The organism is Streptomyces sp. NPDC058239, assembly GCF_042882185.1.
Lineage (GTDB): Bacteria > Actinomycetota > Actinomycetes > Streptomycetales > Streptomycetaceae > Streptomyces.
In genome coordinates, this window is the sequence record NZ_JBHVWS010000079.1 from 21,484 (window position 1) to 36,462 (window position 14,979).

Below are 14,979 nucleotides of genomic sequence, written 5' to 3' on the forward strand. Positions count from 1 at the left end.
GAGACCCGATCAGACGACGAAGGCCAGCAGGGCGAGCGAGCAACAGCAGGAGGCGGTTCCGGTGAAGATCCGGGTGGAGCGCGATGTACTCGCGGAGGCTGTGGCCTGGGTGGCCCGTAGCCTCCCGGCCCGTCCGCCGGCGCCCGTTCTTGCGGGCCTTCTGCTGAAGGCTGAGGACGGCGCCCTCAGCTTCTCCAGCTTCGACTACGAGGTCTCGGCCCGGGTCTCGGTGGACGCCGAGGTCGAGGAGGACGGCACGGTGCTGGTCTCCGGCCGGCTGCTCGCCGACATCTGCCGCGCCCTTCCCAACCGCCCGGTGGAGATTTCCACAGACGGTGTACGGGCCACCGTGGTCTGCGGCTCCTCGCGATTCACACTCCACACCCTTCCTGTGGAGGAGTACCCGGCGCTGCCGGAAATGCCGACCGCGACCGGCACGGTCCCGGGTGAGGTCTTCGCCTCGGCCGCCGCCCAGGTCGCCATCGCCGCGGGCCGCGACGACACGCTGCCGGTCCTGACCGGTGTGCGGATCGAGATCGAGGGCGAGACCGTCACCCTGGCCTCCACCGACCGCTATCGCTTCGCGGTCCGCGAGTTCCTCTGGAAGCCGGAGAACCCGGACGCCTCGGCTGTCGCCCTGGTGCCCGCCAAGACGCTGCTGGACACCGCCAAGGCGCTGACCAGCGGTGACACCGTGACTCTGGCGCTGTCCGGCTCGGGAGCCGGTGAAGGCCTGATCGGTTTCGAGGGCGCGGGCCGGCGTACGACCACGCGACTGCTCGAAGGCGATCTGCCGAAGTACCGGACGCTGTTCCCCACCGAGTTCAACTCGGTCGCGGTCATCGAGACCGCTCCGTTCGTCGAGGCCGTCAAGCGTGTGGCTCTCGTCGCCGAGCGGAACACCCCGGTGCGGCTCAGCTTCGAGCAGGGTGTGCTGATCCTGGAGGCGGGTTCCAGCGACGATGCACAGGCTGTGGAGCGGGTCGACGCAGTGCTGGAGGGTGACGACATCTCGATCGCCTTCAACCCGACCTTCCTGCTGGACGGGCTGAGCGCGATCGACTCCCCGGTCGCCCAGCTCTCGTTCACGACGTCCACCAAGCCTGCGCTGCTCAGCGGCCGCCCGGCCGTGGATGCCGAGGCGGATGACACGTACAAGTACCTGATCATGCCGGTCCGCCTTTCCGGCTGACCCGTTCATCGGTCCTGCAACGACAGCTCCCGACGGGCACGCTCAGTGCCGAGCATGCCCGTCGGTCTGTCCCCGGCCGGGCGTAGGCTCGGCCTTGGGTACGAATCGGCACAACGCTTAAGGAATTTCTGATGGAGCTCGGTCTCGTCGGCCTCGGCAAGATGGGCGGCAACATGCGCGAGCGCATCCGCCGCGCAGGCCACACCGTCATCGGTTACGACCGCAATCCGGACGTCTCCGATGTCCACAGCCTCGAAGAGCTTGTGGGCAAGCTGAAGGGCCCCCGGGTCATCTGGGTGATGGTTCCGGCCGGCGCCCCGACCCAGGCCACCATCGACGAGCTGGCCGGGCTCCTCTCGCCCGGTGACATCGTCGTGGACGGCGGAAACTCCCGCTGGACGGACGACGAGAAGCACGCGGTCGAGCTGGGCATCAAGGGCATCGGCTTCGTGGACTGCGGCGTTTCCGGCGGCGTCTGGGGCCTGGAGAACGGTTACGCGCTGATGTACGGCGGCGACGCCGCGAACGTGGCGAAGGTCCAGCCGGTCTTCGACGCGCTGAAGCCCGAGGGCGACTTCGGTTCCGTCCACGCGGGCAAGGTCGGCGCCGGCCACTTCGCGAAGATGGTCCACAACGGCATCGAGTACGCCATGATGCAGGCCTACGCCGAGGGCTGGGAGCTGCTGGAGAAGGTCGACTCCGTCACCGATGTGCGCGAGGTCTTCCGCTCCTGGCAGGAGGGCACGGTCATCCGTTCCTGGCTGCTCGACCTGGCGGTCAACGCGCTGGACGACGACGAGCACCTCGACAAGCTCCGTGGCTTCGCCGCCGACTCCGGTGAGGGCCGCTGGACGGTGGAGGCCGCGATCGACAACGCGGTGCCGCTGCCCGCGATCACCGCGTCGCTCTTCGCGCGTTTCGCCTCGCGGCAGGACGACTCCCCGCAGATGAAGATGATCGCCGCGCTGCGCAACCAGTTCGGCGGCCACGCGGTCGAGAACAAGAAGTAACCGCAACGAGGAACGGGCCGGGCCGAGGTGCCCGACCCGTAACTACGGAGCACGGAGCAGGAAGCCGGGAAGGTCGGCGTACACCCATGCATGTCACGCATCTCTCGCTGGCCGACTTCCGCTCGTACGCCCGGGTCGAGGTACCTCTCGATCCGGGCGTCACCGCTTTCGTGGGGGCAAACGGCCAGGGCAAGACGAATCTGGTGGAGGCCGTCGGCTACCTTGCGACGCTCGGCAGCCATCGGGTCTCCTCCGATGCGCCGCTGGTGCGCATGGGCGCGGACCGGGCTGTCATCCGGGCTGCCGTGACGCAGGGCGAGCGCTCGCAGCTGGTCGAGCTGGAGCTCAATCCGGGCAAGGCCAATCGGGCCCGGATCAATAGATCGTCACAGGTCAGGCCGCGTGATGTGCTGGGGATCGTACGTACGGTGCTGTTCGCGCCGGAGGATCTGGCGCTGGTCAAGGGGGACCCGGGGGAGCGTCGGCGCTTTCTCGACGAGCTGATCACGGCGCGTTCGCCGCGGATGGCGGGGGTGCGTTCGGACTACGAGCGGGTGCTGAAGCAGCGCAACACCTTGCTGAAGTCCGCGGCGATGGCGCGCAGGCACGGTGGCCGGTCGATGGATCTGTCCACGCTCGATGTGTGGGATCAGCACCTGGGCCGGGTGGGTGCGGAGCTGCTGGCACAGCGGCTGGATCTGATCGCTGCGTTGCAGCCGCTGGCTGACAAGGCGTACGGGGATGTGGCGCCGGGTGGTGGTCCGGTGGCGCTGGAGTACCGCAGTTCGGTCGGTGCAGGCGTGGAGCCGGCCCGCACCCGTGACGAGCTGTACGAGCAGCTGATCGCGGCCCTGGTGGATGTGCGTAAGCAGGAGATCGAGCGGGGCGTGACGTTGGTCGGTCCGCACCGTGATGATCTGGTGCTGGGTCTGCGGGGGATGCCGGCCAAGGGGTACGCGAGCCACGGTGAGTCCTGGTCGTATGCGTTGGCGCTGCGGCTGGCTTCGTACGATCTGCTGCGCGGCGAGGGCAATGAGCCGGTGCTGGTGCTGGACGATGTCTTTGCCGAGCTGGATGCGCGACGTCGTGAGCGGTTGGCGGAGTTGGTGGCTCCGGGCGAGCAGGTGCTGGTGACGGCTGCGGTGGACGACGATGTTCCGGGTGTGCTGGCGGGGACGCGGTATGCGGTGTCCGCGGGTGAGGTGGAGCGGCTGTGAGCGGCCCTGGTGAGACATCCGGGCCTTCTGGGGAGCAGTCGCAGGAGCGGCCGGTGGAAGGGAAGCAGCCGGAGCCGTCGGGTGTCGATCTGGCGCGGGTGGCGTTGCGTGCGGCGAAGGAGCAGGCACGTGCGCGTGGTGCTGCTGCGCAGCAGAAGAAGCAGGCCAGGCGCGGTGGTGGGCTGCGTTCGGGGGCGCGGGCGGATGGGCGTGACCCGTTGCCGTTGGGTGCTGCGATCAATCGTCTGATCACTGAGCGTGGCTGGGAGACACCTGCGGCGGTGGGTGGGGTGATGGGGCGCTGGCCGCAGATCGTCGGTGAGGATCTGGCCAATCACTGTGTGCCGCTGCGGTACGACGAGGATCCGGACGAGCGGGTGCTGACGGTGCAGTGCGATTCGACGGCGTGGGCGACGCAGCTGCGGTTGCTGGCGCCTCAGCTGGTGGCCCGGCTGAATGCGGATCTCGGGCATGGCACGGTGAGGTTGATCAAGGTGTTGGGGCCGGGGGGTCCGCAGCGCAGGTTCGGTCCGCTGCGGGCGCCGGGGAGCACCGGTCCTGGCGATACGTACGGATGAGGCCTCTGAGCTGGTCTTTTCTCTGTTTCTGAGCTCCGTGGGGCTCTGTTCCGATGTGAGTCATGGCCTTGTGCCGTCTTCTCGGTGGTGCTGTCCGTCGCGTCCGTGTTGTGCCGATGTGCGGCGGTTGAAACCACGCGGTGGGAGTGGGGCGTCCCTCACGGTAGCGAGAGGTTGACAGGCCGAAGCGCTCAATGCCCGTGTGAGCCTCTTGGGGGGCCGTCCTGAATATGGGGAGTCGTCAGGCGCTCATTCAGGGCGGCACATGCGTACTCAGGTACCGGCAAACCCCCATTCATGTCGGTGCTACCGGTAGACTGGTGGATAATCCCGCATCCTTGCGGGACTCGTCGATTACAAGCCGAACGACGCAGCCGCTCCCGACTGTCCGGAGAACGGCCTGTGCTGTGCCAGAAAGGGCGCTTCGTGGCCGATTCCGGCAACCCCAACGAGAACATTCCGTCCACACCTGGTGAGAGCGGCGGGGCAACTGCCCCGGGCGAGGTCAGGTCCTCGTACGACGCGAGTGCGATCACCGTCCTCGAGGGCCTGGACGCGGTCCGTAAGCGACCTGGCATGTACATCGGCTCGACCGGTGAGCGTGGTCTGCACCACCTGGTGCAGGAAGTGGTCGACAACTCGGTCGACGAAGCCCTGGCCGGGCACGCGGACACCATCGACGTCACGATCCTCGCCGACGGCGGGGTCCGTGTGATCGACAACGGCCGTGGCATCCCGGTCGACATCGTGCCGTCGGAGAAGAAGCCGGCGGTCGAGGTCGTGCTGACCGTGCTGCACGCCGGCGGTAAGTTCGGCGGCGGCGGTTATGCCGTCTCCGGCGGTCTGCACGGTGTCGGTGTCTCCGTGGTGAACGCGCTGTCGTCGCGCGTCTCCGTCGAGGTCAAGCGGGACGGTTTCCGCTGGACCCAGGACTACAAGCTCGGTGTGCCCACCGCTCCGCTGGCCCGTAACGAGGCCACCGAGGAGTCGGGTACGTCGGTCACCTTCTGGGCCGACGGGGACATCTTCGAGACCACCGAGTACTCCTTCGAGACCCTGGCGCGCCGCTTCCAGGAGATGGCGTTCCTCAACAAGGGCCTGACGATCAAGCTCACCGACGAGCGTGAGTCGGCGAAGGCGACGGCGGGTGCGGATGTCGCCGAGGTGGCCGAGGTCGCCGAGGAGGAGCAGGCCCGTACGGTCACGTACCACTACGAGGGCGGCATCGTCGACTTCGTGAAGTACCTCAACTCCCGCAAGGGCGATGTCATTCACCAGTCGGTGATCGACATCGAGGCCGAGGACAAGGAGCGTCTCCTCTCGGCCGAGATCGCGATGCAGTGGAACACGCAGTACAGCGAGGGTGTGTACTCCTTCGCCAATACGATCCACACGCATGAGGGCGGTACGCACGAGGAGGGTTTCCGTGCGGCGCTGACGACGCTGGTCAACAAGTACGCGCGGGACAAGAAGCTGCTGCGCGAGAAGGACGACAACCTCACCGGTGACGACATCCGTGAGGGTCTGACGGCGATCATCTCGGTGAAGCTGGGTGAGCCGCAGTTCGAGGGTCAGACGAAGACCAAACTGGGCAACACCGAGGCGAAGACCTTCGTTCAGAAGGTGGTCCACGAGCACCTCACGGACTGGTTCGACCGCAATCCGAACGAGGCGGCCGATATCATCCGCAAGGGCATCGCGGCGGCCACGGCCCGTGTCGCGGCCCGCAAGGCGCGTGATCTGACCCGTCGTAAGGGGCTTCTGGAGAGCGCCTCGCTGCCGGGCAAGCTGAGTGACTGCCAGTCCAATGACCCGACGAAGTGCGAGATCTTCATCGTCGAGGGTGACTCCGCCGGTGGTTCGGCGAAGTCCGGCCGTAACCCGATGTACCAGGCGATCCTGCCGATCCGCGGCAAGATCCTGAACGTCGAGAAGGCCCGGGTCGACAAGATCCTGCAGAACACCGAGGTCCAGGCGCTGATTTCGGCCTTCGGTACCGGGGTCCACGAGGACTTCGACATCGAGAAGCTCCGCTATCACAAGATCATCTTGATGGCGGACGCCGATGTCGACGGTCAGCACATCAACACCCTGCTGCTGACGTTCCTCTTCCGCTTCATGCGTCCGCTGGTCGAGGCCGGGCACGTGTATCTCTCCCGCCCGCCGCTCTACAAGATCAAGTGGGGCCGGGACGACTTCGAGTACGCGTACTCGGACCGGGAGCGCGACGCCCTGGTCGAGCTGGGCAAGCAGAACGGCAAGCGGATCAAGGAAGACTCGATCCAGCGCTTCAAGGGTCTCGGCGAGATGAACGCCGAGGAACTGCGCGTCACCACGATGGACGTCGACCACCGGGTCCTCGGCCAGGTCACGCTGGACGACGCGGCGCAGGCCGACGACCTCTTCTCGGTGCTGATGGGCGAGGACGTCGAGGCGCGGCGCTCGTTCATCCAGCGCAACGCCAAGGACGTCCGCTTCCTCGACATCTGAGTCGGCCGTACCAGCAAGCCGCCGCTCGAAAGGACTTTGACCAGCAATGGCCGACGAGAACACCCCTGTGACACCTGAAGAGGAGCCCGCCGCCGCCGGCGTGGGCATGCGTGTCGAGCCCGTGGGGCTCGAGACGGAGATGCAGCGCTCCTACCTCGACTACGCGATGTCCGTGATCGTCTCGCGTGCGCTGCCCGACGTACGGGACGGTCTCAAGCCCGTTCACCGCCGGGTGCTGTACGCGATGTACGACGGCGGCTACCGGCCCGAGAAGGGCTTCTACAAGTGCGCCCGTGTCGTCGGTGACGTCATGGGTACGTACCACCCGCACGGTGACTCCTCGATCTACGACGCGCTGGTGCGACTGGCGCAGCACTGGTCGATGCGCATGCCGCTGGTGGACTCCAACGGCAACTTCGGTTCTCCGGGCAACGACCCGGCCGCCGCCATGCGGTACACCGAGTGCAAGATGATGCCGCTGTCCATGGAGATGGTCCGGGACATCGACGAGGAGACCGTCGACTTCCAGGACAACTACGACGGCCGCAACCAGGAGCCGACGGTTCTGCCGGCGCGCTTCCCGAACTTGCTGGTCAACGGTTCCGCGGGCATCGCGGTCGGTATGGCGACCAACATCCCGCCGCACAACCTGCGTGAGGTCGCGGCCGGCGCCCAGTGGTATCTGGAGCACCCGGAGGCCTCGCAGGAGGAGCTTCTGGACGCGCTGATCGAGCGGATCAAGGGCCCGGACTTCCCGACGGGTGCGCTCGTCGTGGGCCGCAAGGGCATCGAGGAGGCGTACCGCACCGGCCGTGGCTCGATCACGATGCGTGCGGTCGTCGCGGTCGAGGAGATCCAGAACCGGCAGTGCCTGGTCGTCACGGAGCTTCCGTACCAGACCAACCCCGACAACCTGGCGCAGAAGATCGCCGACCTGGTGAAGGACGGCAAGGTCGGCGGGATCGCGGACGTCCGTGACGAGACCTCGTCGCGCACGGGTCAGCGTCTGGTCGTCGTGCTGAAGCGGGACGCGGTCGCCAAGGTCGTTCTGAACAACCTGTACAAGCACACCGATCTGCAGACCAATTTCGGCGCCAACATGCTGGCGCTGGTCGACGGTGTGCCGCGCACCCTGTCGGTCGACGCGTTCATCCGCCACTGGGTGACGCACCAGATCGAGGTCATTGTCCGGCGTACGAAGTTCCGTCTGCGCAAGGCGGAGGAGCGGGCGCACATTCTGCGTGGTCTGCTCAAGGCGCTGGACGCGATCGACGAGGTCATCGCCCTCATCCGGCGCAGCCAGACGGTCGAGGTGGCGCGCGAGGGCCTGATGGGCCTGCTGGAGATCGACGAGATCCAGGCGAACGCGATCCTGGAGATGCAGCTGCGCCGGCTGGCCGCGCTGGAGCACCAGAAGATCACGGCCGAGCATGACGAGCTCCAGGCGAAGATCAACGAGTACAACGCGATCCTGGTGTCGCCGGAGCGGCAGCGTCAGATCGTCAGCGAGGAGCTGGCGGCGATCGTCGAGAAGTTCGGCGACGACCGGCGTTCCAAGCTGGTGCCCTTCGACGGTGACATGTCCATCGAGGACCTGATCGCCGAGGAGGACATCGTCGTCACGATCTCGCGCGGCGGCTATGTGAAGCGTACGAAGACGGACGACTACCGCTCGCAGAAGCGCGGCGGCAAGGGCGTGCGCGGTACGAAGCTCAAGGAAGACGACATCGTCGACCACTTCTTCGTGTCGACGACGCACCACTGGCTGCTGTTCTTCACCAACAAGGGCCGGGTGTACCGGGCGAAGGCGTACGAGCTCCCGGACGCCGGCCGCGATGCCCGTGGTCAGCATGTCGCCAACCTGCTGGCTTTCCAGCCGGACGAGCAGATCGCCCAGATCCTGGCGATCCGTGACTACGAGGCCGCGCCCTATCTGATCCTGGCCACGAAGGGCGGTCTCGTGAAGAAGACCGCGCTGAAGGACTATGACTCGCCGCGTTCCGGTGGTGTCATCGCCATCAACCTCCGGGAGACGGCAGATGGCGCCGAAGGCGCTGCCGACGAGCTGATCGGTGCGGAGCTGGTGTCGGCCGAGGACGATCTGCTGCTCATCAGCAAGAAGGCCCAGTCGATCAGGTTCACTGCGACGGACGATGCGCTGCGCCCGATGGGCCGTGCCACTTCGGGCGTCAAGGGCATGAGTTTCCGCGAAGGCGACGAACTGCTCTCGATGAATGTTGTCCGGCCGGGTACGTTCGTGTTCACTGCCACCGATGGTGGGTACGCGAAGCGGACTCCCGTCGACGAGTACCGCGTTCAGGGTCGTGGTGGCCTGGGCATCAAGGCCGCCAAGATCGTGGAGGACAGGGGCTCGCTGGTCGGCGCGCTGGTGGTCGAGGAGACGGATGAGATCCTCGCCATCACGCTCGGCGGTGGTGTGATTCGTACGCGAGTCAATGAAGTCAGGGAGACGGGCCGTGACACCATGGGCGTCCAACTGATCAATCTGGGCAAGCGCGATGCCGTCGTCGGTATCGCTCGTAACGCCGAAGCCGGCCGCGAGGCCGAAGAGGTCGAGGGGTCCGAGGACGCCGAGGCCGCCGAGGCCGTGACGGCAGAGGCTGCCGAGAGCACGGTCGAGGGCAATGTCGAAGGCACGCCGCCTTCGGCAGGGGAGCACGAGGAGTAGAGCGTGAGTGGAGCCACGGGCGCCGGTTCGGCCGCTTCCGGAGCTGGAGCGAACGGTGCCCGTGGCCCTGCCACGGACTCCCAAGGGGGCACTGTGACGGACACTCGGGGGCCTCAGCCCCAGTACGAGGGTTACGCGACCGGGCCGTTGCCCGGTGAGCGCGAGCCCGCACCTGGGCAGGCGAGCGGGCCGTACCACCCGCCGCAGGCGTACCCCTCGCCCGCGGGCGGGACGCAGGGGGGTGCGCAGGGCGCCGCGCAGGCGGCCCGGCGGCCGCGGACAGGGGCGAGGACCACTCCGCGTACCCGCAAGGCGCGCCTGCGGGTGGCCAAGGCCGACCCGTGGTCGGTGATGAAGGTCAGCTTCCTGCTCTCCATCGCGCTCGGTATCTGCACGGTGGTGGCGGCCGCGGTGCTGTGGATGGTCATGGACGCGATGGGCGTCTTCTCCACCGTGGGCGGCACGATCAGCGAGGCCACCGGCTCGAACGAGAACAACGGCTTCGATCTTCAGTCGTTCCTGTCGCTGCCGCGGGTCCTCATCTTCACCTCGGTCATCGCTGTGATCGATGTGGTTCTGGCGACCGCGCTCGCGACGCTGGGCTCCTTCATCTACAACTTGTCGGCGGGCTTCGTGGGCGGGATCGAGCTCACGCTGGCCGAGGACGAGTAGGGCGCCGGGTATCGATTTTGGGACTGGCCCCGACGTGCGCTAATCTTCAGAAGTCAGCGCACAGCGCGGCGGGGCTATAGCTCAGTTGGTTAGAGCGCATCCCTGATAAGGATGAGGCCACAGGTTCAAATCCTGTTAGCCCCACCAGTTCAAAGACCCCCAACCGATCATGGTTGGGGGTCTTTGGCATCTCTGGCTGACATCGGCGATCAGCGCATCTTCCAGGGGCTCGGCGAGCATGGGCTTCGGCCGATGTGCCGAGGCTCAGGTCTGTAGGGGGCACAGCAGAGGTGCCATGACTGATCGCGGTTGGTCCGACAGCAGCGATGACGTGGATCCCTTCGAGCGCGGGAAGCTGGATCGGGCCTTTGCGCGTTGGATGCTTCTCGCGGGGTTCTTGATCTGCGTGACCGGCGTGGCGTGGGTTCACGTGGGCCTTCGCTCATCAGGGCCCCTAGCCCTCTCGCCGATCATGGTTGGGAGCGTGCGATCTTCGGCTGACCTCAGCCGAAGAGTGGCTCCTTCTGCGTGTGGTCGGTGCGATGTGTCCCCGGGTGCGCGTGCAGGGGCAGTGGTCTACGGGGTTGCGGGTCGCGGTCCCGGGGCGGTCTCGGTCCTTGTGCGTGGGGATCGGTACGGCATGAAGGCGTGCCGTGTCCCCATGTCGGCAGGGGGCGGGGCGGAGCGGCGCTTGAGCACATGAGGAAGCCCCCGTCCGGCGTGAACCGGCCCAGGGGCTCTGTGCGTCAGTTGCGCGGCTCTCACGGCGGGAGGAGGGATGCGTCCCCCGCCGGGGCCCCGTGGGCGGCGCGGGCGGTGTTCCTGGTCTCCATGGCGTCCGTCGTGTCTGCGGACAGATGCCGGGTGGCGGGTGAGGAGCCGTGTGCCTCGGCGCGGATGCGCTGCTTCATCGTGGGTGGCAGCGCCCTGTCACGCGGAAGGGTCCATCGCACCGACGGGGTGGTCGCGATTGCCGCGGTCGCACCCGTGTGCTCCTGGTTCGTGGTGGTCGGCTCCGTGGCGCTCGACTCCGTGGCCGCCGCCGGGGTGCTCATGAGCCCCAGTGCGGCGAGGAGTGCGAAGAAGGCGGTGACGAAGGCGGTCCAGATGTTCTTGGCCTTGAAGGTGCTCATGGCCCCTCGCTTTCGGGTGGTCCGGTTTGCTTACCTTTCTGATGATGTGGATGTGGCCCGCGATTCCGTGGACCGACGCCACCGATCCACCGATCTTCAGATGAACACCACTCGTATGGTTCAACCGGCCTTGACGGGCTTGTGCGGGGTGATCGGAGTGGCCGGGTCCTGTGGCCGGGACGATCCGCGGAGCGATCCTTGGATGATCGCTTTTCCCTGGACGCCAGTTGGGCCGCAGGTAGGTCACCGATCGATATCGGCCGGTGTGTATAGTCGGGCGGCAGAAGTCCCCTACGTCAAGGAAAGACGAGGTCGCGCGGTGAAGAAGCTTCTCCTGGTCGCACTGGCCGCCATCGGCGGGCTCCTCGTGTACCGCCAGATCCAGGCGGATCGCGCCGAGCAGGATCTGTGGACGGAGGCGACTGACTCCGTGCCCGCAGGTTCGGGTGTGTGAGACAGAACAGCCTGATTACGGGCCCCGGTCGCTGAGCGGCCGGGGCTTCGTGCTGTTGCGGGACCGTGACGCCTGTGCTCTTGAGTTCACCTAAGCAAATCAATAGGTTGCGAGAGCAAAACAGCCGGGTTTTTCGGTCGAGGGGGCACAAGTGAAGGCACGGGACCACCACCGCCGTACTGCAGCTGCGGGGGCATGGATCGGCGGGGCGCTGCTCGCCCTGGTGGCGGGCGCGATGCCGGCCGCGGCGGCCCCGGGTGGTGCACCCGCCACTTCTGAGACCCCCCGACCCGGCTCGGGCAGCAGCCTGGTCATGGTGCTCGACTCGTCCGGATCCATGGGGGACGACGACGGCACGGGGCGTACCCGGATGGAGAGCGCCCGTACGGCCGTCGGCACCGTCGTCGACGGCCTTCCCGACGGATATCCGACCGGACTGCGGGTGTACGGCGCGGACCGTCCTCAGGGCTGCACGGACACCAGGCTCGTACAGCCGGTGCAGGGGCTCGACAGGGAAGCCGTGAAGCGGGCTGTGGCGGCCGTACGGCCCAAGGGCGACACTCCCATCGGGCTGTCGTTGCAGAAGGCGGCCGAGGACCTTCCGCGGCCCGCGGGCGGTGCCATCGGCACGCGCACGGTCCTGCTGATCTCCGACGGCGAGGACAACTGCGGTACGCCGCAGCCCTGCGAGGTCGCCGAGCAGCTCGGCAAGGAGGGGGTCGGGCTACGGATCGACACGGTCGGCTTCCAGGTGAAGGGCGCGGCCCGCGAACAGCTCGAATGCATCGCGGCGGCCGGCAACGGCCGCTACTACGACGCACCGGATGCCGAGTCGCTGGCCCGGCAGCTGCAACGGGCGTCGCAACTCTCCGCGGACGGCTACCGGTTCCGGGGCGAGCGGGTCGAGGGCACGAGCACGGGGGCGGTGGCACCCGTGCTCGTACCAGGGCAGTATCTGGACACCATCGGACCCGGTGAGAAGCGGTACTACGCCGTCGACCTGGATGCCGTTTCGGCGGTGGACTTCTCGGCGACGGCGGTGCCGCAGCCCGGGGCGGCCGTCGACACCTTCGACGCACTGCGCACCGGCATCGTGTACGGCACCGGCAGTTCCTGCGTGACGGACACCGCGCACTTCTACCAGAAGGAGGGTGCGACCCCGCTGACCTCGGCGGTCGCCCGTATCCCCGCGGAGGAGGGCAACCACGCCTGCGACCGGGCGGGCCGGTACTGGCTGGTGGTGGAGCGGGAGAGCAAGAAGGGCTCCGATGCCGCGCGTTGGCCGCTAGAACTCCTTTATGGGGTGGAGGCGCCGCTGGAGAAGGGCGTCACGCCCGCCCAGTCACAGCCGGAGTACGGCAAGGGCGGCAAGGACGCCGTGCTGCCCACGGGCGACCCCCGCGATGTGCGGGGCGGCACCGGCTTCAACGATGCCAAGGAGCTCGGCCGGGGCGTGTGGCGCGACCGGATTCTTCCGTCGCAGACCCTCTGGTACAAGGTCCCGGCCGGCTGGGGCCAGCAGGTGCGCTACGACGTGGAGTTCGCGAACGAGCCCACGGTGGAGCGCGGTACCTCCACGTACTCGTACGGGGCGACCCAGCTGTTCACCCCCGCTCGTTTCCCGCTCACCGGAGGGGGCGAGTTCACCTCGACGGCCATGTACAACGGTCGTCCGGCGGCGATCAGGATGGGGGGGGTGCCGGTCGCCTGGACCAACCGCTACGAGAACCGCTCCAATGTCCAGCCGGTACATGCCGGGGGTGACTTCTACATCTCGGTGACGCTGGGGGCGAGGGCCGCCGATATCGCGGAGAACCCGCAGATCGGTGTGGTGCTGCGGGTGTCGGTGCTCGGCGACGAGCTGGCCGGCCCCGAACACCATGCTTCTGCCGTGGCCAAGAAGGCGGACAAAGAGGGCAATTCGAGCGGCGTCGGAGACAGCGGCGGTACGGGCGGGGCAGGATGGACCGGCATTGCGGCCGCTGCCGGTGCGGGCGCCGTGGTGGTGGTGATCGCGGGGCTCGTGTCCGTACGCGGGCGTCGCAGGCGGGCCACACAGACGACGAGGGGAAGCGCGTGATGAGGCAGCGCAACAGGGGCCGGGTGGCGCTGGCCGCGGTCGCGGCGATGTGCGTGGCGGCGGCGCTGCCGGGGCAGGCGTACGCGGACGGGGAGAGTGCTGCGTACACCTTCGATCCCGGGGCGAAGAAGGTCAGCGGTGCGGAGGTCAGCACCGAGGCGTCGGCACTCACGCCCGGATCGGTCTACAAGAGCTCCATCAAGAGAGGCGAGAAGCTCTACTACCGTCTGGACCTCGACGCGAAGACGAACGCGTACGTCTCGGCGGTGGTTGTGCCCAAGGGCGGCGGCAAGGTTGCCTACGGGGACGGGATCACGGTCAGCATCAGGGATAGCGCCGACCTGCAGTGCAGTTCGGAGGACGCACGGTTCGAGTCGGCGGAATTTCCGCGTCCGATCGCGGCGTACGCCTACCGGATCATGCAGAAGGACAGCAGCACCTGTCAGGAAGCCGGAACGTACAACGTCCTGATCGAGCGGGAGAGCAAGGCCACCTCGGCATCCGATGAGTGGGACCTGGAACTGCGCTACGAGTCGGAGCCGCAGCTGGAAGCGGGCGGTTCGGTGCCGACCCGGGCGCCGGAGAACTGGCCGTCGGCGTCGCCCGTGCCGCCCACCACAGCTCCGCAGAAGCGGTCGGGCGGTACCGGCTACTACGACGCGACCAGCCTGGAGACCGGCGAGTGGCACGACAGCATCGCACCCGGACAGACCCGCTTCTACAGGGTGCCGGTGGACTGGGGCCAGCAGATCTTCGCCACCGCCGACCTGAGCAACAACAACGCCTCGGACGAATACATCGGCAACGCGCTCGCGATGTCCCTGGACAACCCGGCGCACGGCCATGTCGACGACGCGTCGCCGCTGTCGTACTCCGGCAAGCCCGCGTCCGTGTCGATGGATCCGCTGCCTCCGGTGGCGTACGAGAACCGCTACGACTCCACCAGCAGTGACAGCGCCATGAGGTTCGCCGGCTGGTACTACCTGTCGGTGTCCCTCAGCCCGGAGATCGCGAAGTCGTATGGCGACAAGGCGATTCCGCTGACCCTCAGGATCAAGGTCGAGGGGACGGCGGGGAAGTCGCCGTACGCGGGGGATGCCGGGATCTTCTCGGTCACGCAGGACGACAAGGACATGGCGAGGAGCGGCCAGAGCGGCCCCGAGGCGGCCGAGAGCGACACCATGAGGATGGTCGGCGTGGCCGGGATCGGCGTGGGTGCGGTGCTGGTGCTCGGGCTGGGTGTGTGGACGCTGCTGGCACGGCGCCGCGCGGTCACCGCCCAGGCGGCCGCGATCGGTTCGAACGGGCCGGTTGCGGGAGGCCCGGCCGTGGGCGGGCAACCGCCGTACGGAGGGCCGCCGCAGGCCTGGTAGCCGGGCCGGAGCCCCGCCGCGTACGGCAGGGCGGGGGCCCCGCCCGGCGCCGCAAAAGGGAAAGGCGCACCATGCCACGGCGCAAACGCTC

At 67.6% G+C, this 14,979-nt stretch carries 11 protein-coding genes and 1 tRNA gene; 11 read left to right on the forward strand and 1 reads right to left on the reverse strand.

Annotated features, from left to right (window positions below; genetic code table 11):
* Positions 1-61: 61 nt before the first annotated feature.
* The 8 genes from dnaN (at position 62) to ACFVYE_RS43270 (ending at position 9,995) form a co-directional block, all read left to right on the forward strand.
* On the forward strand, positions 62-1,192 hold the full coding sequence (gene dnaN / locus ACFVYE_RS43235) for a DNA polymerase III subunit beta (protein WP_351072338.1): 1,131 nt from the start codon (positions 62-64) through the stop codon (positions 1,190-1,192).
* Positions 1,193-1,323: 131 nt separating this feature from the next.
* Positions 1,324-2,202 (forward strand): phosphogluconate dehydrogenase (NAD(+)-dependent, decarboxylating), encoded by an 879-nt coding sequence (gnd, locus tag ACFVYE_RS43240; protein ID WP_383968811.1) that lies wholly within the window; start codon positions 1,324-1,326, stop codon positions 2,200-2,202.
* 86 nt (positions 2,203-2,288) lie between these two features.
* Positions 2,289-3,419, forward strand: a complete 1,131-nt coding sequence (recF, locus tag ACFVYE_RS43245; protein ID WP_383968808.1) for a DNA replication/repair protein RecF — start codon at positions 2,289-2,291, stop codon at positions 3,417-3,419.
* Positions 3,416-3,997: a DUF721 domain-containing protein gene (locus ACFVYE_RS43250; RefSeq protein ID WP_383968805.1), complete on the forward strand. Its 582-nt coding sequence runs from the start codon at positions 3,416-3,418 to the stop codon at positions 3,995-3,997. Before recF ends, ACFVYE_RS43250 begins: the two co-directional genes overlap by 4 nt.
* Before the next feature lie 402 nt (positions 3,998-4,399).
* Entirely contained in the window at positions 4,400-6,487 is a 2,088-nt protein-coding gene (gene gyrB / locus ACFVYE_RS43255) for a DNA topoisomerase (ATP-hydrolyzing) subunit B (RefSeq protein ID WP_383968803.1), read from the forward strand.
* A 46-nt stretch (positions 6,488-6,533) separates the two neighbouring features.
* Complete coding sequence (gene gyrA / locus ACFVYE_RS43260; protein ID WP_383968800.1) at positions 6,534-9,176, forward strand: DNA gyrase subunit A; 2,643 nt, start codon at positions 6,534-6,536, stop codon at positions 9,174-9,176.
* Positions 9,177-9,269: 93 nt separating this feature from the next.
* Complete coding sequence (locus ACFVYE_RS43265; protein ID WP_383968797.1) at positions 9,270-9,848, forward strand: DUF3566 domain-containing protein; 579 nt, start codon at positions 9,270-9,272, stop codon at positions 9,846-9,848.
* 70 nt (positions 9,849-9,918) lie between these two features.
* Positions 9,919-9,995: transfer RNA gene (locus ACFVYE_RS43270), tRNA-Ile, on the forward strand.
* A 614-nt stretch (positions 9,996-10,609) separates the two neighbouring features.
* Here the strand turns inward: ACFVYE_RS43270 and ACFVYE_RS43275 are convergent.
* A complete protein-coding gene (locus ACFVYE_RS43275; RefSeq protein WP_383968795.1) occupies positions 10,610-10,981 on the reverse strand; it encodes a DUF6344 domain-containing protein in 372 nt (123 codons plus the stop codon).
* A gap of 319 nt (positions 10,982-11,300) precedes the next feature.
* On the opposite strand from ACFVYE_RS43275, the gene ACFVYE_RS43280 reads away from it, so the two are divergent.
* The 3 genes from ACFVYE_RS43280 to ACFVYE_RS43290 all read left to right on the forward strand — a co-directional run bounded on the left by ACFVYE_RS43280 (position 11,301) and on the right by ACFVYE_RS43290 (position 14,888).
* Complete coding sequence (locus ACFVYE_RS43280; protein WP_003958712.1) at positions 11,301-11,435, forward strand: DLW-39 family protein; 135 nt, start codon at positions 11,301-11,303, stop codon at positions 11,433-11,435.
* Positions 11,436-11,670: 235 nt separating this feature from the next.
* Positions 11,671-13,515 carry a VWA domain-containing protein gene (locus ACFVYE_RS43285; protein ID WP_383968847.1) on the forward strand — a complete coding sequence of 615 codons (1,845 nt, stop codon included), beginning with the start codon at positions 11,671-11,673 and terminating at the stop codon, positions 13,513-13,515.
* A complete protein-coding gene (locus tag ACFVYE_RS43290; RefSeq protein WP_383968793.1) occupies positions 13,515-14,888 on the forward strand; it encodes a hypothetical protein in 1,374 nt (457 codons plus the stop codon). Before ACFVYE_RS43285 ends, ACFVYE_RS43290 begins: the two co-directional genes overlap by 1 nt.
* Positions 14,889-14,979: the final 91 nt, after the last annotated feature.